Source organism: Acinetobacter sp. F16, assembly GCF_052712855.1.
This window is the reverse complement of record NZ_JBRATK010000001.1, coordinates 165,275-186,952: the sequence shown is the minus strand read 5'-3', so window position 1 is coordinate 186,952 and position 21,678 is coordinate 165,275. Positions and strand designations below refer to the sequence as shown.

Here is a 21,678-nt window from a genome sequence, read left to right as displayed (position 1 = left end):
CTTGCTAACAAACTCAAATCTATTGGAATTTTCACTAAAGTATAGGTTTAAAATATAATACATGATTTTTTATAGTGTTTTACCAAATGCTCACATTTCTTAATAAAACTTAATGAAGCCCAAAAACCATGGAAAAAAATGAACATCTTTTAGGCACACGTCGGTTTTTACCGATGTTCGTCACTCAGTTTTTCGGTGCACTGAATGACAATGTCTATAAACAATCCTTGTTACTGGTCATTACCTATGGTTGGATCAATCAGCAAAGCGCCAGTGTCAGTACCCTGAATAATCTTGCAGCCTTGTTGTTTATTTTACCCTATTTTATTTTCTCTGCGACAGCCGGCCAGATTGCAGATAAATATGAACGCTCACAGCTTGTACGCGGTATTAAAATACTCGAAATTGTGATCATGTTAATTGGCTCTGCTGGCTTTTTACTGGGTCATTTGTGGCTATTGTTAATGGCTTTATTTTTAATGGGTGTGCATTCGACCTTCTTTGGGCCAATCAAGTATGCCATTTTACCTGAAATTTTAAAACCAAATGAACTGATGTCCGGAAATGCCCTGTTTCAATCTGGCACCTCTATGGCCATTTTGATTGGTATGATTTTAGGCGGTGCTGTCATTTCTGCATCAGACGGCAATTTAGTCTGGATTAGCCTGACTGTAGTCACCATTGCTGTTTTAGGCTATATCTCGAGTCGTTTTGTGTTAAAGCAAAATGTAACCTCACCTGACATTAAAATTGACTGGAACTTTTTTAGAACCAGTTTTCAGACCTTAAAATATGCCAAAAGCTTACCAATCATTTTTCTAATTTTATTGGGTAATTCCTGGTACTGGTTTTATGGGGCAACCTATCTGACCCAGATTCCACAGTTAACCCAGCAGAATCTACATGCTTCTGAAAATGTCGTCAGTCTGCTTTTAACCTTCTTCTCTGTCGGGATTGGTGTCGGTTCATTATTGTGCCGCAGAATTGGCGGTACAGAGGTAAATTTGAAGATGGTCCCGATTGGTGCCATTGGCTTAACGGTTTTTGCTTTTTATTTAGCCGCAAGTCTGGCTTTTGTACCTGAGCGTAGCGGTGACCTGTTAGGTTTAAAAGAGGTATTTACCCAAGGCTGGAGCTATTACCATGTCATGCTTGCTGTGACATTACTCGGGATTAGTGGCGGTTTTTACATCGTACCTTTATACGCCATGATGCAGGCCTTTTCTCCGCGCTCACATCGTGCGCGTGTGGTGGCTGCAAACAACATCCTAAATGCCGTATTCATGGTATCCTCTGCTATATTTTCGATTATCATCTTAAGTATATTCAAGATTGATATTAAAATACTTTTCAGTATTACCGCTATTCTAAGCGCCATTTTCACTACATGGCTCCTGTTTAGGCTCAAGCCGATGCTTGCAGTACAACAAGAAGCTTTAGAGGATTAATTTTATGCGTCAATATACCGGTATCGACAAATTTATTCATTCGTTTGACCAGGCGCTTCGCAGTTTGGTTCCCGGAACGACCTCTGCACATCGTGAAAATCCGGGCAGTACTGTTGAAACAAAACTCGGTGTCAGTGAAGCACGTCATGTTGCTGGTTTAATGCGGGTGAATCATAGCGGCGAAGTCTGTGCCCAAGCGCTTTATCATGGTCAGGCACTCACTGCAAAACTACCCAATGTACGCCGTGAAATGGAACAGGCCGCGATTGAAGAACAAGATCATTTGGCTTGGTGTGAAGACCGTTTAAAAGAACTGGATAGCCATACCAGTTTGCTCAATCCAGTCTGGTACAGTTTGTCATTTGGTATGGGTGCCATTGCTGGAATTGCCGGCGATAAATACAGCCTAGGTTTCGTGGCAGAAACAGAACGTCAAGTCAGTCTGCATTTAGAAGACCATATCAAGCAGTTGCCTGAACAAGATGAACGTTCGCGTAAAATCTTGGTACAGATGAATGAAGATGAGTTGCATCATAGAGACACAGCATTGAATGCTGGCGGTGTGGATTTACCTGCCCCAGTGCGTATTGCAATGACCGGTATTTCAAAATTAATGACCAAGACCAGTTATTATATTTAACTGGATTAGCGTGTTTGAGTGATTTAACGCCCGCATTATTGCGGGTTTTTTACGCTGTTTTTCCAAGTTTCTTGAACTGTAGTTATTTAAAGTATTTTTTACGGTAATAAGTGCAAATACTGTAAGCAATACGCACTATCAAAATACACGCGATCACACTAGCGACAATATAAAAATCGTGATGATAAGGTAAGTTTTTCTGCCAGAACATATGCAGCCAATGACTCACTTGCAAACCAACACTCACAATAATAAATGCCCAGATAAAACATGCAGCAATATTCACCAGCATGTATGTCAGCAAAGGATAGCCTTTAATTCCAATCAAAATGGGTAAAATCGTACGCAACCCCCAGGCAAACCGCATCAGTAAAATAGTCAAAACAGGATAATCTTGAATAAACTGGCTTGCCTGCTGAAACTTTTGCGCCAGTTTTGGTCTCTTTTGAATAAAGTCGATGCCATAATGTTTGCCGATCTGGTAATAAAGTTGATCACCCAAAAACCCGCCCAGCATGGCAACCATAATTAATGACCAGAAATTGAAGATATGCTGATGTACAGCATATGCTCCCAGCATAAGAACAGTTTCACCTTCAAAGAAGCTGCCAACCAAAATGGCAAAATAACCATAGTATTGGATGAGATCGGTCCAGTTCATCATTTTTTATATGTCTGATCACAGTTTTACCATGTTCGCCACATCACTATTGATTGCCAAGACAACTCTGGTTGCTTTTTTAAGCATTTATATTTCATCAGTAAAATAAGTGATTTCTCTGCCTAATTGAAACCCAAGTTACTCAACGCATAGAAATTGTTTCAGACAAATGTCTGGTTCAAATTAATGACAATCAATAGAGCCAGCTATTATGCAGAGAACCTTTTAGCTGTATAAGAAAGCAATTTAAAATCATCATTAAAAACATAATCAATTATGTTTGCCCTCTGGAAGATCATTAAGATTGTCTGCAACCCGCATTACATAATAATTGCTCAAACATAAAAAAGCCCAACATCCTGTTGGGCTTTTTCAGATTTGATGCTTAGGTATAACTCCTGTCGTACCGCACATTCCTTATGTTGTTTTTTATTCTTTTTATTGCTTGGAACATCCTGTTCTCTATGTCCCCATCATAGGAAATTACAGTCTGGTCGCCTAGCCGCAAAGGGCCGAGATTGATGTGAGCAAATGCGTACAAGACTGGCTAAAAAAGCATCCTGTTTTGTCCGCAGAGATTAGGGAGTATTCTGATCTGGTAGGATGGATAACTTACAATAAAGCATGGATCTGATTACTTATTAAGCGAATTAATTGACAAAAGTTCTCAAAATTGATTAAAAAAAATCCGACTTGTTTCCAAGCCGGAATTCTGCTGATATCTGGAGTTTTTCTTTTATCTTAACTTTTTGATATTACAATATTATTTCAATTGAGTTTCGTATAAGCACCATTATTTTAAATGGGATAAAAAACTATTATTTTTGCTTATGATAAGCTCTTGATTCCTATTTATGTTTATGAAGTGAAAATCTCTATTTTTCTCAGCACACATTACTGATCTTTAGTACTGCTCTAGGTAAAATGTATAAACTAATAGTCTAATATTACAATTTACTTCGCAAATATTTTTGAAAATAGTCTAAGGGTGTAAGTTTTAAATGGAAATAAGTAAAACATATAAAATCATTGGTGGGCCTGTTAAAAAAGAGTACAAGGCCCCATTTGTTCCTTCTGCATTAGTATTTAATGACATAGTTGGTTTTTGCTTTACTGATTTTTGCAAAAATATTTATGTTGGCTATAAACATAATGAGGACGTTCAGTACACCCCAGAATATATTTTTGCCAAAATGATTACTTTGAAAGGCATGAAATCTCAGGGACATAATGCAAGAAAGTTAGCACTTGATTTGATTTTTTTGATGAATTATTCGTATTTTCCTTGGTATATTAATGATAATCAAAGAGATCAAATAATTGATTTTGAAGACTTTGGTCTTGATTTATACAGTCTTGGATATTTAAAACTACACACTACTGTTGCAACTAAGCTAGAACATCCTTATCTGGCAATTGCATTTGCAATGTTTTCAGATAACGAAACATTTGAATTTGACTCAATTAAATTTTCAGAATCTCTATGTGGAGTTATAAATAATCATGCAATTTATAAGCATTGTCGTGATAACAACCTTTTTGATCATGATAAAGTGCTACTAGCTTTGTATGAAATAATCCACGACGATGTCCTTTTATCTGAAGGAGGATTTAACTTTAGGCAATTAACTAGGATTGTTTTGAGTGCAGTTCAACAAAAAAGCCAAACTTTATTAATGTTTGCTCATCACTTATCCTATGATCATAATGAAAAAAAGCAGTATGCAAAGGCTTTTCTAGATGCTCCAAATTATTCAAAGACTTATAACTATTCTACTAGTTTATATAAAAATGCAGTAAGAGATGCAATCACCCACTCAGATTGGATGTTGTTTGATCAATTTTTTGGAATTTTAAGCAAAGATATAGGTTCAGATAATCCAGAAGTTCAAGAGTTTTTTAAAAGTGCCGCAGCTAAACAAATAGAAAAACAGAATAATTCTTCTCAAGACAATAAATCGGAACCAAAAAAAATAAACTCAAAAGTAGATCATTATTTTTCTCCTTATCTAGCCACAGCAGTTGATCTAGTTGATGTTAATACCAAGAATTTATTTGGATTAATTACACTTTTAGAAGAAATTAGTGATAAAAAAGGGATGTTTTTAATCAGGGAAAAGTTGAGATACATATTTCCTTCAGAAAGAACTGTATTTGCATTACTGTATGACTTAATTTCAAATCACATTATCAAAATTGAAGAAAATCATTTTGATTTAATTCCAGAAAGTAAAATAAATCTTTGGGAAAGTTACTTAAATGCTCCATTTGAGGTGAATATTATTGGTTTTACTGGTGATAGAACAATTATATTATCGGTTTTACATGAGGAATTATTACGTCGTTCTGATATTTTAGAAGTGTGTCTTAATGCATGGAAATCATTATCTTATTCTTACTTTTATTCAAGCTATGAATACTATTCAGGAAATGTCACAGATGAATGGATTCAGGAATATGAAATACCTGAAGATTTTAAAAAGAAAATATCTGGTGCTAAACTTAGCTGTAGAAAATTTTCTTATATAGCTTTTAGCGCTGTTAAAAATGCTGTTTCATTTCACCATATGGGGGAATCTACGGGTAATAGTCATACTCGTAATATGATGACCTATTATTTGAAAAAGTATTTAAATCTAGCAGAAACGAGTCCTAACGATTATTCCAAACCTAGAATGGAAACAGCACCTATATTCCAAGTTGAACAGTTAATAAGTCACGTTACTAGCATTACTCCTGAAGATATATACAATCTTGTTCCCAGTCTAAATTTTCTCAATCAATGAATGAATGCTAAATAAACGAAACAATCAGATTATCGTATAGCAACCGATATAGCCAGAGCACTTGAGAATCCTTGTTTTGGCGCCTATAAATTAAATTTGTGTTTAATTTTTCTAAAATTAACATAATACACCTTATACGAAATTCTATTTTTATTCCTTTAAAAATCAATTTCTTATATACTATTGAAAAGCCCATTTACCCTCAAATGGGCTTTTTAAATGATATATCACGTTCCAAGCCTAAGATTTGATGATTTTTTCAATTTTAATCAGTCAAACTCTACCCACACCCACCTATTACCATATTTTCTGTTGTTAGAGCCAACTCGGAATAATACTTCTAGATTAAAACCGTGGTTGCTTAGGCTATTTAAAAACTAGAAGCATCTTATAATGAACTTAGTGAAAGTTAATCTACCCAATGGACAATTGGAAATTCATGCTTTTCGTGTTGAAACTCAATACTCTGCCAAATATCCAGCATTGGAATTTTGACATCAGTTGCGAGAGGTAATTTCTTTGGATTAAATTGCATATGAGACAAGTCTTCTCCCCACGCGATCAGATCCACATCTAAAGAAATTTGATGCGATGGACGTACACGACCTGAATCATCTTCCATTTTTTTGAGGATTGAGATCATTTCTTCGATGCTGATTTTACTTTTAAGCAAACACGCAGCATTCCAATAATCTGCACCAACGCCATCACGACATGGAATTAAATAAATTTCAGAAAATTGAACTTGTCCAATTTCAGCAATCTGGGCAAATGCCTGCTTAAAATGGTATTCAGGATGACAATTACTCGCCAGAGCTAAGGCGAATATCGTTTCGGTGGCGTTCAAGACGAATTCCTACAGAATTTGCTTGCGCGATAATGGCAGGCTTACGGATGGTAATCATAATCGATTCAACCGCAGGAAAGGTAGTAAAAAGCGCATTGAGAACAAGCTTTGCTGCATGTTCAATCAATTTTGGCTGGGCTTTTTGAATAACCGTGGCAGAAATTTCGCAAATTTCCGCATAATTCAGCGTATGTTCCAGTTCATCAGAATTAGAAGCCTGTTCTAAACTGGTCTGGATGGTCATATCAAGCATTAAAGGCTGAATGATTTGACGTTCCCAATTGAAACATCCCACCACCGTTTCGACCTTTAAACCTTCAATGATAATTGCGTCCATGTTTTTACCCTTTACAGACTTTGATTTTTTAATCCCTCCCAACCTCCCTTTTTTTTAAAGGGAGGAGCTTTTAAGTCCCTCTTTGGAAAAGGGGAATTTAGGGGTTTTTTCTTAAAAACAACTTAGTTTTTTAACAAAACATTCGGATCCAGAGTTTGCACCATTTGCAATCTTTGGTCTGCATAAATATCGGTATACGGTGCAAGGATGCGCATAAAGCGATCGAAATACAGCATTTGTTTAAACAGCAAGGCAAAGTCGCGTGGGAAGCGAATACCATGACGCTCGCCTACTCCAACCATATCCATCATGATGTCATTTAAATCTGCAGGATTTGAAGTCAACAATTCTTGTGGATCTGATAAAAGCACCCCACTAAATAGGCGCTCTAGGTCAGCTGCAAGTACTTGAGTATCAATCTGCTTATCCGTCATGCCCATTTTCAGCATGTTTTCTGCCATCAAGTTATAATCGGTTTTTTGCAGTGCATCCATAAATGCAATACAGGCTGTCCACACTTCCGGATTAAGCTGACCGACAATACCAAAATCAATAAAACCGACACGACCATCTTCAAGCAGCATCAGATTGCCAGCATGCAAATCTGCATGGAAACTGTTACACATCATCAAGCTACCGAACCAGGTATTCATGGCGGTAATCAACACTTGCGATGGATCTTTAGATACTTTTTTTACCACATCAAAGTCAGTCAATGGCACGCCATACAAGCGTTGCATGGTCAAAACACGACGGGTTGAATATTGATGATAAACTTTTGGCGCTGTCGCTTTCTGGTTTTGAGTGACATTCAAATAATTGACAAAATCATCCAGGTTTTGCGCTTCCTCAATAAAGTCGACTTCACGCACCATACGGGTTTTAATTTCCTCGACAATATCGGCAAGTGATGCAAATTTAACTTTCGGTACCGCTTTTTCTAAAATTTTGGTGGCCCAGTGCAAGACATTTAAGTCAGTGTACAGAATGGTTTCTACACCCGGCTTTTGCACTTTAATGACCACATCCTCACCGGTCACCAGTTTAGCTGCGTGAACTTGTGCAATAGAGGCTGAAGCTAAAGGCTTTTCATCAATCGAAGCAAAGATTTCATCCAGATTTCTGCCTGCAAATTCAGAGGCCAAAACACCCTGCACATAGCTAAATGGCAATGACGGGGTTTGATCCAAACAGCCCTGGAATTCTTCCACATATTCACGCGGGAACAATGAAGGTGTGCTGGCAATAAACTGTCCCAGCTTGATATAAGTTGAACCTAATGATTCAAAAGTTTCACGCATCAACTTGGCGTTACTTGGTTTTTCTGTGGCATATTTAAAGCCAGCTTTTGCTGCAATGACAGCCGTTTCCCCCACACGGGCAACCGAACGCAGGCCATCTAACCAGATATTGTTTTTCATAATGTCAGCTTAGAATTAAATTGTAGTGAGTGTAGCAAAAAAATATGAGCTTGCAGGTCTATCTTGCCTGACAGGTTGGACAATCTGTATCTTTTTCGAAAGCAAGTAAACGTTGTCTCATGCTTAGACCATCCCAGAGCATCAGTTTTTGCTTCAGTGGTGTTTTACACAAACCTAAATACAGCAAGGCATGATGCGCTTGCAAGCTGGCCATAACATTGGGTGTAGTCGCCAATACACCAGAATCGGCACAGCGCAGGTTTTCATTGGCATGTTGTTCTTTGGGAAATAGACATTCATAACAGGCAGACTCGCCTTCCACCATAAATAGCTGTCCCTGAAAACCAATCGCGGAAGCACTGATTAAAGGCACATTAAATTGCTTGCAGGTTTGGTTAACTAAGTAACGTGTGGTGAAATTATCGCAGCCGTCCAAGACCAGATCTTGAGCTGAAATTAGTGCTTCTGCATTGCTTTCATCCAACTTTACTGTTTGAAATTCAACACGGATATGCGGATTGATCTGCTGTAAACGCTTGGCCAGTATTTCAGATTTATAAAAACCAATATTTTCTTCTACATAGGCTATTTGCCGTTGCAGATTACTCATTTCAATGGTGTCAGCATCAATTAAGGTAATTTGCCCCACACCTGCTCGAGCCAGCAGTTCAGCTGTGGTACAACCAATTCCACCACAACCTACAATTAAAACATTGGCCAGTTTCAATTTTTCCTGTGCTTCAATGTCCCAGCCCTCAAGCAGAATTTGACGGCTGTAAAGATGCATTTCTTCATCGCTTAACTCTAGGTCCATGTCGAGTGGGTTGGTCACGTGTTTATCTATCCTATCGAAACTTGAAATAAGTCATAAAAACAGGAAAGATTATAGTGTAGAAGACTTCATTACTTCATCATTAAAATAAGTAAAATCATCCATCCAAAGCTTAAAACTCTAGATAGAGTTGTATGTCCTTGTCTCAAGGTAAACCAAGAAAATATATAAGGAAGAAAAAAGATTCCTAATCCAAGTAAAATTGAAACCTCACGGTTACCCTCCTGATATTTGCTGCTTAATGGAGGTGGCATATCATTATTGAATAATGTAGGAGGCTGTTCTCTTGGTTTTTGCTGCTTATTGCTTTTAAATGGTTGATGAGAACTATAAGAAAGTCCTGTACCCGGTATACCAACTGTAGTTCTTGTGCCCTTCTTTCCCATACTTACTCGTGCACCTTTTCCACCTACAGAAACACTACTTATCCCTTTCTTTCCTACATTTAAACGAACACTTGGAGCAATTTTAAAACTCTTACGAAAATTGAATCCCATAAAATACTCTTATCTACAAGTTTTCTTAGAGCCACTCATTGATCCATCATGACAAATAAATTTTGTGCCCTGACAGTGACTAATACCACCTTTTTTACCTGAACAAGGTTGACGTCCTTTTTCTGCTTCTACAGATGTACTGATACATAAAGCTAAAAGACTTAAATACAATATTTTATTCATTTTTTATCCCCCAAAATAATTAACATACTAATTTTAAAAATAAAATTTATCTCTCCATTACTTTTATATTATTTCAAGCAGTGCTGTAAATAATTCAAATAAAAAAAGCACCCTTTCGGGTGCAAGAGCATGAAACTTTAAAAAACGAAAAAGGGTTTAACTGACTTTTTGGATTCCCTGCATTTTGGCAATTTCCTGTTGCTTGAGTAAATTGCGTTGAATTTTACCGCTTGAGGTTTTAGGTAAGCCTTCGACAAATTCTATTTCTTTAGGATACGCATGCTTCGATAAACGTGAGCGTACATATTCCTGAAGTTTATGGCTTAACTCATCCGAAGCAGAAAATTGCGGTTTAAGCACTACAAAAGCTTTAACCACCTCGGTACGTTCCGGATCTGGCTTACCAATCACTGCAGACTCCAAAACCTCTGCACATTCCAGTAAAGTGCTTTCTACATCGAAAGGACCCACACGATAGCCTGACGTTGTAATGACATCGTCAGCACGACCAATGAAATCTACCCCGCCAAATTCATTTAACTTAACCGTATCACCCGTTAAATAGTATTTGCCAACGAAAGATTTAAGATTATTTCCGCCATAACCTTTAAACCAGGTTAAAGGTGACTGAGAAAAGTCGATGGCCAATGTACCGATTCCACCCTTTTCGACTTCTTCATTGTTTTGATTCAATACCGCAAAACGATGACCGGGGTTGGCAAATCCAGCTGAACCAACTTTCTTTTCATGTTCTAAAGCATGATGGTTGGCAATCACCATCCCCAGCTCAGTTTGTCCATACTGATCATAAATATTCACATTTAGATCATGGTTAAACCAGTGAATCACTTCAGGCGTTAAAGGCTCACCTGCACTGCTCACCACACGTAAATGCTCTTTAATTGAAGGATCAAATTTTTCTTTAAATCCGAAGAACATACGGAATGCTGTCGGTGAACCGGTTAAATTGCTGACTTTATATTTTTGAACCACTTGCACGGCGTTATCTACACTAAATGCACGCTCGTCCATAATGATGCTATGGCCTAGACTTAAAGGCCCAGTAATACCGTAATACAAACCATATGCCCAACCCGGATCGGCCAGATTCCAGAAAGAATCATCTTCACGCAAATCCACAGCATGAGTCATATACCCTTTAAATGCCAATACCGCCTTTAAAGGTACAGGAACTGATTTTGCCAAACCTGTTGTTCCTGAAGTAAACATCATCAAGAAATCATCTGCAAAAGTCTGCATCACCGGTTCAAAAGATTCTGATTGCTGAGCCAGTTCTGTCCAAAAATCGGCATCTGCATGGCTTGAAGCATCGCTTGGATGTACGGTTAAAATATGCGGTACAGTCACGCCATTAAGTTTTGAGCGTTGTTCTGCATTGGTCACAATCAATTGGGTTTTTGCGGTATTGATCCGGTGCTCAATGGCTTTCGACTCAAATGCGGTAAATAAAGGCTGATAAATTGCGCCCATACGCCATGTCGCTAAAATGGTAATCAGCAATTCAGGTGTACGCGGCAATAAACCGGCAATGCAATCACCTGCTTTCAAGCCAATTGAGCCAAAATAATTTGCCAGTTTTCCAGACGCTTCTGCCAGCTGTTCAAATGTCCACTGTGCAGATTCGCCATTTTTGCCTTCCCAGATTAAGGCTGTTTTATTTAAACCGAGATAACGCTCACAACATTCGACATAGGCATTGACTGCCTGAGATGTACCGACCAGTTGTTCCGCAAGACAATGATCGTAATTAAACTCTTGATATGCTTGTTCTAATGTCTTCATAGCGACAACCTCTCATCCGTTATTTTATGAACAAAGCTCCAGCCTTGTTTGATCCATTTTGCTTATTGTTCTCAGTCTAAAAATCCTAAAACTCATTTAGCATTTTTAAGCTTTTTACTTCAATATCGACTTAAATAATTACTTAGATTACTTGCTTTAGATAATCATGATTGCTGACATCCTGCAATTTCCGAATCCATCAAAAAATGTGCAGGATTTGAGCAACGACTAAAGTATAAAATTTAATCACCTTTAAATTACTATTTAGATTTTAGTCACTTCACGGGCAATGACTAAACGCTGAATGTCCGATGCACCTTCATAAATCTGGCTGACCCGTACATCACGGTAGATTCGCTCTACCGGGAAATCAGATACATAGCCATAACCGCCATGAATCTGAATCGCATCTGAACAGACGCGTTCAGCCATCGTGGATGCAAACAGTTTTGCCATTGAGGCTTCTTTTAAACACGGTAAGCCTGCATCTTTTAAAGTTGCTGCATGGAAAATCAGTTGCCGTGCCGCTTCAATTTGAGTCGCCATATCCGCCAGACGGAATGCGACGGCCTGATGCTGTACAATCTCTACCCCAAATGCTTTGCGCTGATTGGCATATTCCACCGCAGCATCAAGTGCAGCACGCGCCATGCCGACGGATTGTGCGGCAATGCCAATGCGGCCTGATTCAAGATTGGATAATGCAATCTTGTAGCCTTCACCTTCGTTGCCCAGTAGATTTTCGGCAGGAATGCGGCAATTTTCAAAAATGATGGTCGCGGTATCGGAACAATGCTGTCCCATTTTTTCTTCTAGACGGGAGACGATATAACCTTCTGTTTCTGTCGGCACAATGAAACAGGAAATGCCTTTTTTCCCTGCCGATTTATCCGTCACCGCAAAGACAATTGCAACTTGGGCATGTTTACCAGTGGTAATGAATTGTTTGGTACCATTCAATACCCATTCATCTCCGTCACGTTCTGCCTTACATTCTAGGGAACCTGCATCTGAACCTGCTTGCGGTTCGGTTAAGCAGAAACATCCCAACCATTCACCTGTGGCTAGTTTGGTTAAATATTTTTGTTTCTGTTCTTCTGTACCGTAGCGTTGGGTAATTCCACACGGCAATGAGTTTTGAACACTCACTATGGTTGAAATCGCGCCATCACCTGCGGCAATTTCCTCTAAAGCAAGCACCAGTGAAACATAATCCAGACCTGCACCACCCCATTGTTCAGATACGGTCATGCCTAAAGCACCCAACTCACCGAGTTCTTTCAGTTCTTGTGCAGGAAATTGAGCAGTTTTATCACGCTCTGCGGCAGTGGGTTTTAACCTGTTTTGCGAATAATCCCGCAACATGTCCTGAACCATCTTTTGTTCATCATTTAAAATCATTGAGCTTCCCTCTCATGGTCAGGTTTTTAAATTCGATATTTATTAAAATTTAAGCAATATTGGATACACGACAATCCCATTCGCAACCTGAAATACTTCTAAAAAGATAATGTTTCTGCGAGGAATTGGACTGTAATTTTGATTAAACAGGTTTTGCGAATGGAGATGGTTTTGCCTACTTTTCCCGAAAGAAAAGTAGGTCGAACCGAAGGTTATACCTAATCTTTACTTAATAATGTAAAGACTCCGTATTCCTACTCGAAACTTTGATATTTATCTCGGCTGCATACGAATTGCACCATCAAGACGAATCACTTCACCATTCAAATAAGTATTTTCAAAAATATGCCCCACCAACTGCGCAAACTCTTCCGGTTTGGCTAAACGTGGTGGAAACGGCACCATTTGTCCCAAAGCATCCTGTACATTTTGTGGCATGCCTTTAAGCATCGGTGTTTCCATAATGCCTGGCGCAATGGTCATTACACGAATCGCTTCACGCGCAAGCTCACGTGCCAAAGGCAAAGTCATGGCAACCACCGCACCTTTTGATGCTGCATAAGCTGATTGACCAATCTGACCATCAAAGGCAGCAACAGAAGCTGTGTTCACAATCACACCGCGTTCTTCCTCGCCGGCTTGTAATTGATATTTCGCTATCAAATTTGCAGCAAAACGAATCATATTGAATGTTCCGTTTACATTGATATTCAACACTTTCTGGAACATGGCAAAATCATGTATGCCATCACGTCCAAGTACTTTGGCAGAAGGTGCAATACCAGCACAATTGACCAGACCATTTAACTGGCCATACTCTTGTTCAATATTGTCAAAAAATACTTTTACTGCGTGCTCATCTGTTACGTCCAGTTTTACAAATACTGACTGCTCGCCTAAACGTTGCTGCATTTCCAGGCCTAGCTCTTGATTCATATCGACCATAAGCACTTTAGCACCCTGACCGACCAAATAAGTTGCTGTTGCTGCACCTAATCCTGATGCACCACCTGTCACAACAAACACTTTTCCTTGAATTTTCATTTTATTTTCCTGTCAATTCTTTGCATGAACACTCGACTTAAGATGCAGAGTAAATGCAGTTAAGCTAGAGTACAATTTCCAAATAATGCATCCTGAATGATGGATTCGGACAGTCCAATCTATCGCACAAATGAACTGAACATGGACATCAGTACATGAATGAACCAGATTTAAACTATAGCAAGGGAACCATCTCGATCAGTCTTGTGCATGAAGCACTGCTGTCTGCGCAGCATCAAGGATTAAACACACAGAATATTCTGCTCAAATCAGGCATTCCTGTTGAGTTAATGCAATCCGGTAAAGCACGTGTTTCCGTTTCACAATATGCTCAGCTTTGGACTGAACTGGCAGATACCATGAATGACGAGTTTTTTGGTATGGACAGTCACCCCATGCGTCGCGGCAGTTTTAAGCTTTTATCAAAGTCTGTCATACAGGCAGAAACCTTAGAAAAAGCCCTGCAACAGATTTTGCAATTTTTAAATCTGGTTCTGGATGATTTTGTTAGCCAATTATTTGTTCAGGAAAACTATGCTTATATTGTCATTTACGAGCAAAAACAGACCAAAAGAATGTTCAGCTATGCGACCTATTTAATGCTGATTCATGGTCTAATGTGCTGGTTAAGCGGACAAAGAGTTTTACTCAATCAGATTCAGCTCAAATGTGATGCGCCACTGGATGATCAAGACTATAAAGTCCGTTTTTGTGAAAATATTCAATATAATAGCAATGAAAACTACATCCAGTTCGATGCCAATTATTTAAAAATCCAGATCAAGCAAGATATGCAATCCTGGTACCGGTTCATTCAGCAGACGCCACACAATCTATTGGTACGTTTTAAAAATCCAAATGCCATTAGCTCTCAAATACGCAAACACTTAATGAATGTTCCGCCTGCTGAATGGCTGGAACTGAATGAAATTGCCCAGCGTTTAAATATGTCGGATGCGACTATTCAACGCCGTTTAAAAAGCGAAGGGGTCAGTTATCAGCAATTAAAAAATGATATCCGACGTGATACCGCGATTGAATTTCTCACCAAAACAGACAAGACCTTACAAGACATTAGTGATGAATTGAGCTTTCATGATCCAAGTGCATTTCATCGTGCTTTCAAGAAATGGACAGGTGTCAGTCCGGGGGCTTATCGTCAGCTTAAAGAGCAGTGAGTGACTTATATTTACATAGGTTAAAATTATTATTTAATAATTTTTAAAGTTTTCATTGGCTTAAAAAATCGACCCGCCATTCATCAAAAGATATTTGCATAAAGTTCCAAAATAGGTTATTTTTCACTCAATTTAAAAGCATAGTTTTATGCTTAACCTGCTGTTCTCCTCCTCGTGGAATCACCTTAAATTAAAGGTTCTGACATGCTTAAGATGATTGATGTACTAGAGCAAAGTTTAGTGCAAAATTTTACTCATTCTCTCAACACTCACACTTCTCAATTTGATGAGCTATTTAATCAGGGTATTTTAAATGCTTCTGATTCTGCCCTTCAAAAGGCTGTCGTCAGCTTTTTCAATCGTGCAGATGCCATTGAATCAGCTCAGGCACTTGATATCAGCGCTGACCGTATTCAAGCCTTAAAAGCGGGTACAGCTTTAAAAGATGATCAATATCTTGCAGATACTGCAAAAATTGTGGCGCTTTGTTTAGCACTCGAAACTGATACGCTTACACAATTAGAAATATCAGATTGTTTACAAGATTTCCCGGTATAAATCTGAAACAGATTAAAGAAAAAGCGGCTCACTGGAGCCGCTTTTTTTGGGGTAAATTTGTCCGACCCAAATGCACATCAACACGATATTTCTTTTATTCATTCGCTTGAAACATGGCATTAACAACCCGCTCTATTTTTTGCTGAATCGGCAGCAGATCAATCACAGTATTTTGAGCGCCCATCAAGGCATCAATCAATAACTTGCCAATCACTGCCCCAAAAAGCATATCTGCCAGCAACCCCGCTTCTAGTTGCACTTTATGCTGCGCATCTGGAATACGCTGAATCGAGTTAATTAAACTTTGCCGGCTATTTGCAATACCCATTTGATAAAATGTTTCAGCCATGCCATCCAAGCCATAATTTTCCGCAATCGCTAAACGGCATAATTTCAAATGTCGTTCAGATAGTACATATTCAGCAATCATGTTGAGATGCTGTTTCAAGGCATGAACAGGATTATCTTCATTTTTAAAATCAGCGGTCTGCTGCGGCCACAGATATGAAGATGAGATCAGTGAATTGAGCAATTCTCTTTTATCGGCAAAATGCACATATAAGGTCTTTTTTGACATTCCTGTTGCAGTCGCAATTTCAGCCATCGTCACATTTGCAAAACCCTTTTCACCAAAGAGTTTTTCTGCTGCAGCATAGATTTCTTTGCACCGATCTTCTACCGGCATGACCAAGGGCCGACCAATTTTCGTCATTTGACTCACTCATCAGGTTTTCTTGACTTAGGAAACTCATTGGTTTCTAATATGCGCCTTGTAAAAAGATCGCATCTTAGGCACTCATGACTTCTTCTACAAATCGTATCACACCGCTGCTCATTGCGGCACTTAGTACTATTGGTCCGCTCGGGATTGATATGTATTTACCCAGTATTCCCGCTATGGCCGCATCGTTGAATTGTACAGAAGGTGAGATTCAACTCAGTTTAATGACTTTTTTCTTGGGCTTGATGTTTGGTCAGCTATTTTATGGCCCATTGTCAGATAAATTTGGCCGTAAGCCGATGATTTATCTGGGTCTATGCATCTTTGTATTAGGCTCGATCGGTTGTGCATTTGCAGAATCAGTCATGCAATTACACTTTTTACGCTTAATTCAGGGTTTGGGTGGATCTATTGGTATGGTGATTGCCTTTGCCATTATTAAAGACCTCTATCAAGGTCCGATGATGGGCAAAATGATGTCGATGGTTTTGGCGATTCTAGGCCTCTCGCCAGTACTGGCTCCACTGATTGGTAATGGTTTGCAGCATTTAGAATCATGGCGTGCTATTTTCATCTTTTTAGCAGTTTACGCTGCAATTGTTTTTGTTGCATGTGCCAGCTTATTGCCAGAAACGCGCGCTAAAGAACACAGTGCTTCATTCAAGCTTTCTAAAACCTTTCATCATTATTTTAAAATTTATTTTGACCGAAAATTTATCGTTTATGCACTGACTCTTTGTATTGCACAAGCCGGTTTTTTTGCATACTTGGCCGGTTCTGCCAGTGTTTTCATTACTGAATATAAACTCACTGCAACACAATTTAGTGTGTTATTCGCCATTAATGCTTTAGGGCTGGTTGCTGCAGCAATTTTTAATCCTAAATTGCATCAAAAATTTGGCGCTTTAAAAACATATCGCCTAGTCAATACGGCTTACTTCATTGTGATTGGTTTACTGTTTAGCTTGCTTTGCATGGGCTATCACAATCTGTATATCGTATGCACCGGACTGTTTATTGCCGTGACCTTACTTGGCTTTATTATGCCTACCGGCAGCCAGCTTGCGTTAATGCATCAGCATGAACATACCGGTACTGCTTCTGCACTGTTAGGTTCAATGCAGTTTGGTACAGGTGCAATTGTTTCTGCAATTACCGGAGCTTTAGCCGCTTGGGGTGGTTTAGGGCTGATTCTGGTTATTTTTGTCTGTGCACTGGTTTCAGCACTGATGTGCAATACCTTATTTGAAAAACAAGATGCAGATTTACAGCAGCCTTCAGTTAAATAGTCTTTTATTTAAACTGTATTTATTTAAAAAATGGCTATTTAAATATGTAATAAAAATGCCGGCAAAAGTCGGCATTTTTTATCACCTCATATATTCGTAATTACATAATAATTACAATGAAATTTCATTGTATAACCTTCATTCTAAAGTGATTTTTATTTTACTTTTATTCATGCAGATGTATGTTTTTAATATATAGCCAAAAATATAGGAAAACAGAAATTAAAACCAATAAAATCCAAAAAGTTAAAATATAAGAATCAATATATCTCGTTGTCTGCCACTTCACCCAGCACTTTAACCGGTTTATGCAACAGTTTAAGTTTGGCCTGGATGTTTATGATTGTCGCCGAACTGATTGCCGCAACCCAAGGGATTGGTTATTTACTCAGTGATGGACGGGAAACGTCTCGACCTGACATTGTGATTATTGTAATTATCTTATTGGCGATTTTAGGAAAAATAACCGATAATTTAATGAAAATGGCTGAAAGCTGGTTGTTACGCTGGCGGGATGTGGTCAAAAAATAAAGCGCTAAAAAGCGCTTTATTTTTAAACCGATTACTTTCAGTTATTTGGAACAACCGATCGTTACACGGTTATTGCCGCCGTAATCCTTGATGGTTTGAATATCTTTATAACCATATTTTTTAAACAGTTGATACACCACCCCGGCCTGGTCATAGCCATGCTCAAGTGCAATCCAGCCGTAGGCGGTTAGCCACTTTTTACCGTTTTGAATAATAAATTCAATATCAGCCAGACCATTATTGCCTGCAACCAAAGCACGTCTAGGCTCTGCCGCCAACCCTTTAATGTGTTTATCCTGAGGGTCAATATAAGGCGGATTCGAAACAATCACATCAAAGAACTGGTTTTTTTCTAGCGCTTTAAACCAACTGCCACATGAAAATTTCACATGATTCAAATCATGCTTATCCGCATTAAATTTCGCAACTTCTAAAGTTGGCGCATAAATATCCGTTGCAGTTACTTCCCATTCAGGACGTTCACTGGCAAGTGATAAAGCAATTGCACCGGTGCCTGTACCCAAATCAACGACACGCGCATCTTCAGGCAAGTCCAAATGTAAAACAGATTCCACCAGAACTTCTGTATCGGGACGCGGTACCAAAGTATCTTTGGTCACTTTTAAATCTAGCGTCCAAAATGGCTGTGAACCTGTGACATAGGCCAAAGGTTCGCCATCTTCGATACGGTTTAAACCATCGATATAGGCTTGTTCTTGCTCAGCTGTCAGTTGCTGATCCTTTTTCATCACCAAATCAAAAGAATCAATTTTGGTGATATGTTCGAGCAACCAAGCATTTTCTTGGCGCTCATAACTTTCTGCTTCACCACGTAAGGCCAAAGCCTGTGCAATATTCAATTAACCACCATTCTGTTGTGCAAGCATTGCCAGCTGATCTGCCTGATATTCACGATGTAAGCTGTCGAGCAATTCTGTTAAATCACCTTCCATCACGGCATCTAACTTATATAAGGTTAAGTTAATACGGTGATCAGTCATACGGCCTTGCGGATAGTTATAGGTACGAATACGTTCTGAACGGTCACCAGAACCGACCAAGTCACGGCGCATTTCTGAAGTGGCAGCATCGGCAGCGGCACGTTTGGCATTTTCCAGACGTGAAACCAGTAAAGCCATGGCTTTGGCTTTGTTCTTATGCTGTGAACGCTCGTCCTGACACTCAACCACTGTACCTGTTGGAATATGGGTAATACGCACTGCAGAGTCAGTTTTGTTAATGTGCTGACCACCCGCACCCGATGCACGATAAGTATCAATACGCAGTTCAGAAGAATTGATTTCAACTGAAGTATCAACATCCACTTCTGGAAGGATCGCGACTGTACATGCAGAGGTATGAACACGACCTTGAGATTCAGTTGCAGGGACACGCTGTACACGGTGCGCGCCACTTTCAAACTTCAGGCGGCCATACACGCCTTCACCATTAATCAGGCAAATAACTTCTTTATAACCGCCATGCTCGCCTTCGTTCTCTGACAGGATTTCGAGTTTCCAGCCTTGAGTTTCAGCGTACTTGCTATACATGCGATACAAGTCGCCCGAGAAAATCGCTGCTTCATCACCGCCTGTTCCGGCACGAATTTCCAGATAGGCAGAGTTGGCATCATTCGGATCTTTCGGAATCATCAGGATATTTAAGTCTGATTCAAGGGATGAAATCAGCACTTTGTTTTCTTGAATTTCTTCCTGCGCCATTTCCTTAAAGTCAGGATCGGACAACATGGCTTCAGCAGTTTCAATGTCTTTTTCAGCTTGGGTGTACTTTTTCCAAACTTCAGTAATTTCAGTCAAGTCATTATGTTCACGCGAAAGTTGACGAAAGCGTTTGTTGTCAGAAATGACTTCTATATCCGCAAGCAATGCGTTTAATTCTTCATGACGGTCAGAAAGTTGATCTAATCGTAAACGTAACGATTCTTTCATTTTGCAAAATATCTCAATACAAAGGCTATCTCCATGCCTTATATGACATAGATCAGCTCAAAAAAATTGTGCCTAGTGTAACGATTCTAAGGGTTAAATGACATAGATATTGTGGGGACACAACCACATATAAAAAGGGATTTTTTTAAGACAGGATCTAAATCCATTCTTGTTTCATTCATATTCTTCTTATAAATGTTTATTTTATGAGCATTTTCCACACTATTAACATAACTTTACAAAGCAGACACTAAACGCCACAACTCTGATTGCTCCTCTTCACATTTCCCGGAAATCTTTTTGTTACATTTGCTCCATCGAAATAACTGACTGACAACGTCCGCTTTTTTGGACATGGAGTTAACTATGAAATTGAATGCATTATTATTAAGCGCAACATTAGCAACTGCATCAATGTTTACTGTTTCTGCTCATGCTGACAGTACAACTCGTATCGCAGCCACTTCTGCATTAGGTAGTGTGGCAGGTACGGCTCTTGGTAAACAAATGGGTGGCAACACTGGCGCAATGATCGGTTCTGCACTTGGTGGTGCTGGTGGTGCTGCTGTTTCAGCAAATAAACGTGACCGTACCGGTGCTGCAATTGGTGGTGGTTTAGGCGGTGTCGGCGGTTATGCTGTAGGTAAAAACATGGGCGGTACAACCGGTGGTTATATCGGTTCTGCTCTAGGCGCTGCCGGTGGTTCAGTACTGGGGAAAAAAGTATCACAAGATCGCCATGCCGACCAACGCTCTTACAAAAAACATTCTAAAAAATACCGTCGCAGCCATCGTTAATTCATCACCGTTCGGCTGAACATTAAAAGCACCTTCGGGTGCTTTTTTTTGCACCCTCTTTAAGACTTGTTAATTATGGATAAATTCGGCAGATAAAAACTACAAACGATTAACAACTCATCCATCTTCATTTCCACATTTTTTATTACATTTAACTCAAGAGATAACAAATAGATTCCAACTGGAGTTCACCATGAAATTTAATTCAATTTTATTTGCTACAGTCATTGCAACTTCTGCTATTGCAACCACAGCAACTAATGCAGGTAATACGACCAATGTCGCTTTAACTTCTGCACTTGGTAGTGTGGTAGGTACAGCAGTGGGTAAACAAATGGGTGGTAACACTGGCGCAATGATTGGTTCTGCACTGGGTGGTGCAGGTGGTGCTGCTGTTTCAGCAAATAAACGTGACCGTACTGGTGCTGCAATCGGTGGTGGTTTAGGTGGTGTTGGTGGTTACACCGTAGGTAAAAGCGTGGGCGGTTCGACCGGTGGTTATATCGGTTCTGCTCTAGGCGCGGCCGGTGGTTCGGTACTGGGTAAAAAAGTATCACAAGATCGCCGTTATGATGACCGTACAGACCGCCGTTATAATAGCTATAACAACCGTCGCTACAACCGCCGTTAAGATTCAGGTTTCAATTTTAAAGCACCTTGGGGTGCTTTTTTAGTTTTTAATCATGATGATTGATTATGAATAAATCTGGCAGAAAAAAAATACAAATAATGAACAACTCATTCATTTTCATTG

The 21,678-nt window shown here is 39.2% G+C and carries 21 protein-coding genes and 1 pseudogene; 9 read left to right on the top strand and 13 right to left on the bottom strand.

Annotated elements, in window-relative coordinates; translation table 11 throughout:
- The first annotated feature begins 128 nt into the window (after nt 1-128).
- The gene (locus tag ACU0NF_RS00920; protein ID WP_370983234.1) at nt 129-1,448 is read left to right on the top strand and encodes an MFS transporter; all 1,320 of its coding nucleotides are present in this window, start codon (nt 129-131) and stop codon (nt 1,446-1,448) included.
- Between the two features lie 4 nt (nt 1,449-1,452).
- Nucleotides 1,453-2,088 (top strand): 2-polyprenyl-3-methyl-6-methoxy-1,4-benzoquinone monooxygenase, encoded by a 636-nt coding sequence (gene coq7, locus ACU0NF_RS00915; RefSeq protein ID WP_131317721.1) that lies wholly within the window; start codon nt 1,453-1,455, stop codon nt 2,086-2,088.
- A gap of 82 nt (nt 2,089-2,170) precedes the next feature.
- Here coq7 and ACU0NF_RS00910 read toward each other — a convergent pair whose 3' ends face one another.
- A complete protein-coding gene (locus tag ACU0NF_RS00910) occupies nt 2,171-2,749 on the bottom strand; it encodes a DedA family protein (protein WP_445659831.1) in 579 nt (192 codons plus the stop codon).
- Between the two features lie 1,001 nt (nt 2,750-3,750).
- Here ACU0NF_RS00910 and ACU0NF_RS00905 point away from each other — a divergent pair.
- Entirely contained in the window at nt 3,751-5,535 is a 1,785-nt protein-coding gene (locus tag ACU0NF_RS00905) for a hypothetical protein (RefSeq protein ID WP_445659830.1), read from the top strand.
- Nucleotides 5,536-5,944: 409 nt separating this feature from the next.
- On the opposite strand, the gene ACU0NF_RS00900 is transcribed toward ACU0NF_RS00905, so the two are convergent.
- The 9 genes from ACU0NF_RS00900 to ACU0NF_RS00860 all read right to left on the bottom strand — a co-directional run bounded on the left by ACU0NF_RS00900 (nt 5,945) and on the right by ACU0NF_RS00860 (nt 13,900).
- Nucleotides 5,945-6,382, bottom strand: coding sequence for a 2-amino-4-hydroxy-6-hydroxymethyldihydropteridine diphosphokinase (locus tag ACU0NF_RS00900; RefSeq protein WP_445659829.1), 438 nt, complete (start codon nt 6,380-6,382; stop codon nt 5,945-5,947).
- Entirely contained in the window at nt 6,339-6,719 is a 381-nt protein-coding gene (gene folB, locus ACU0NF_RS00895) for a dihydroneopterin aldolase (protein WP_067726224.1), read from the bottom strand. Before folB ends, ACU0NF_RS00900 begins: the two co-directional genes overlap by 44 nt.
- 122 nt (nt 6,720-6,841) lie before the next feature.
- Complete coding sequence (locus ACU0NF_RS00890) at nt 6,842-8,140, bottom strand: ABC1 kinase family protein (RefSeq protein WP_445659828.1); 1,299 nt, start codon at nt 8,138-8,140, stop codon at nt 6,842-6,844.
- A 58-nt stretch (nt 8,141-8,198) separates the two neighbouring features.
- Nucleotides 8,199-8,954, bottom strand: a complete 756-nt coding sequence (locus ACU0NF_RS00885) for a HesA/MoeB/ThiF family protein (protein WP_131382877.1) — start codon at nt 8,952-8,954, stop codon at nt 8,199-8,201.
- A gap of 89 nt (nt 8,955-9,043) precedes the next feature.
- Entirely contained in the window at nt 9,044-9,469 is a 426-nt protein-coding gene (locus ACU0NF_RS00880) for a DUF4236 domain-containing protein (protein WP_131382771.1), read from the bottom strand.
- Between the two features lie 9 nt (nt 9,470-9,478).
- A complete protein-coding gene (locus ACU0NF_RS00875) occupies nt 9,479-9,652 on the bottom strand; it encodes a hypothetical protein (RefSeq protein WP_165494422.1) in 174 nt (57 codons plus the stop codon).
- A 156-nt stretch (nt 9,653-9,808) separates the two neighbouring features.
- The gene (locus tag ACU0NF_RS00870; RefSeq protein WP_445659827.1) at nt 9,809-11,455 is read right to left on the bottom strand and encodes an AMP-binding protein; all 1,647 of its coding nucleotides are present in this window, start codon (nt 11,453-11,455) and stop codon (nt 9,809-9,811) included.
- Between the two features lie 264 nt (nt 11,456-11,719).
- Nucleotides 11,720-12,856: an acyl-CoA dehydrogenase gene (locus ACU0NF_RS00865; protein ID WP_445659826.1), complete on the bottom strand. Its 1,137-nt coding sequence runs from the start codon at nt 12,854-12,856 to the stop codon at nt 11,720-11,722.
- A 273-nt stretch (nt 12,857-13,129) separates the two neighbouring features.
- Nucleotides 13,130-13,900 (bottom strand): 3-hydroxyacyl-CoA dehydrogenase, encoded by a 771-nt coding sequence (locus ACU0NF_RS00860; protein ID WP_445659825.1) that lies wholly within the window; start codon nt 13,898-13,900, stop codon nt 13,130-13,132.
- A 155-nt stretch (nt 13,901-14,055) separates the two neighbouring features.
- Here ACU0NF_RS00860 and ACU0NF_RS00855 point away from each other — a divergent pair, with 155 nt between their 5' ends.
- On the top strand, nt 14,056-15,078 hold the full coding sequence (locus ACU0NF_RS00855; protein WP_445659824.1) for an AraC family transcriptional regulator: 1,023 nt from the start codon (nt 14,056-14,058) through the stop codon (nt 15,076-15,078).
- Nucleotides 15,079-15,282: 204 nt separating this feature from the next.
- Complete coding sequence (locus ACU0NF_RS00850; protein WP_445659823.1) at nt 15,283-15,636, top strand: hypothetical protein; 354 nt, start codon at nt 15,283-15,285, stop codon at nt 15,634-15,636.
- Between the two features lie 94 nt (nt 15,637-15,730).
- Here ACU0NF_RS00850 and ACU0NF_RS00845 read toward each other — a convergent pair whose 3' ends face one another.
- Nucleotides 15,731-16,348 (bottom strand): TetR/AcrR family transcriptional regulator, encoded by a 618-nt coding sequence (locus ACU0NF_RS00845; protein ID WP_171537227.1) that lies wholly within the window; start codon nt 16,346-16,348, stop codon nt 15,731-15,733.
- 86 nt (nt 16,349-16,434) lie between these two features.
- On the opposite strand from ACU0NF_RS00845, the gene ACU0NF_RS00840 reads away from it, so the two are divergent.
- Both ACU0NF_RS00840 and ACU0NF_RS00835 read left to right on the top strand, forming a co-directional pair.
- Nucleotides 16,435-17,646 (top strand): multidrug effflux MFS transporter, encoded by a 1,212-nt coding sequence (locus ACU0NF_RS00840; RefSeq protein ID WP_445659822.1) that lies wholly within the window; start codon nt 16,435-16,437, stop codon nt 17,644-17,646.
- A gap of 267 nt (nt 17,647-17,913) precedes the next feature.
- Nucleotides 17,914-18,177: pseudogene (locus tag ACU0NF_RS00835) on the top strand (ABC transporter permease subunit); the annotation flags it as partial.
- Between the two features lie 41 nt (nt 18,178-18,218).
- Here ACU0NF_RS00835 and prmC read toward each other — a convergent pair.
- Together prmC and prfA are read right to left on the bottom strand one after the other, a co-directional pair.
- Complete coding sequence (gene prmC, locus ACU0NF_RS00830; protein WP_445659821.1) at nt 18,219-19,037, bottom strand: peptide chain release factor N(5)-glutamine methyltransferase; 819 nt, start codon at nt 19,035-19,037, stop codon at nt 18,219-18,221.
- Nucleotides 19,038-20,126: a peptide chain release factor 1 gene (prfA, locus tag ACU0NF_RS00825; RefSeq protein WP_445659820.1), complete on the bottom strand. Its 1,089-nt coding sequence runs from the start codon at nt 20,124-20,126 to the stop codon at nt 19,038-19,040. It abuts the gene before it with no gap.
- A gap of 366 nt (nt 20,127-20,492) precedes the next feature.
- On the opposite strand from prfA, the gene ACU0NF_RS00820 reads away from it, so the two are divergent.
- Both ACU0NF_RS00820 and ACU0NF_RS00815 read left to right on the top strand, forming a co-directional pair.
- The gene (locus ACU0NF_RS00820; RefSeq protein ID WP_131382781.1) at nt 20,493-20,924 is read left to right on the top strand and encodes a hypothetical protein; all 432 of its coding nucleotides are present in this window, start codon (nt 20,493-20,495) and stop codon (nt 20,922-20,924) included.
- 193 nt (nt 20,925-21,117) lie between these two features.
- Nucleotides 21,118-21,555, top strand: coding sequence for a hypothetical protein (locus ACU0NF_RS00815; RefSeq protein ID WP_445659819.1), 438 nt, complete (start codon nt 21,118-21,120; stop codon nt 21,553-21,555).
- Nucleotides 21,556-21,678: the final 123 nt, after the last annotated feature.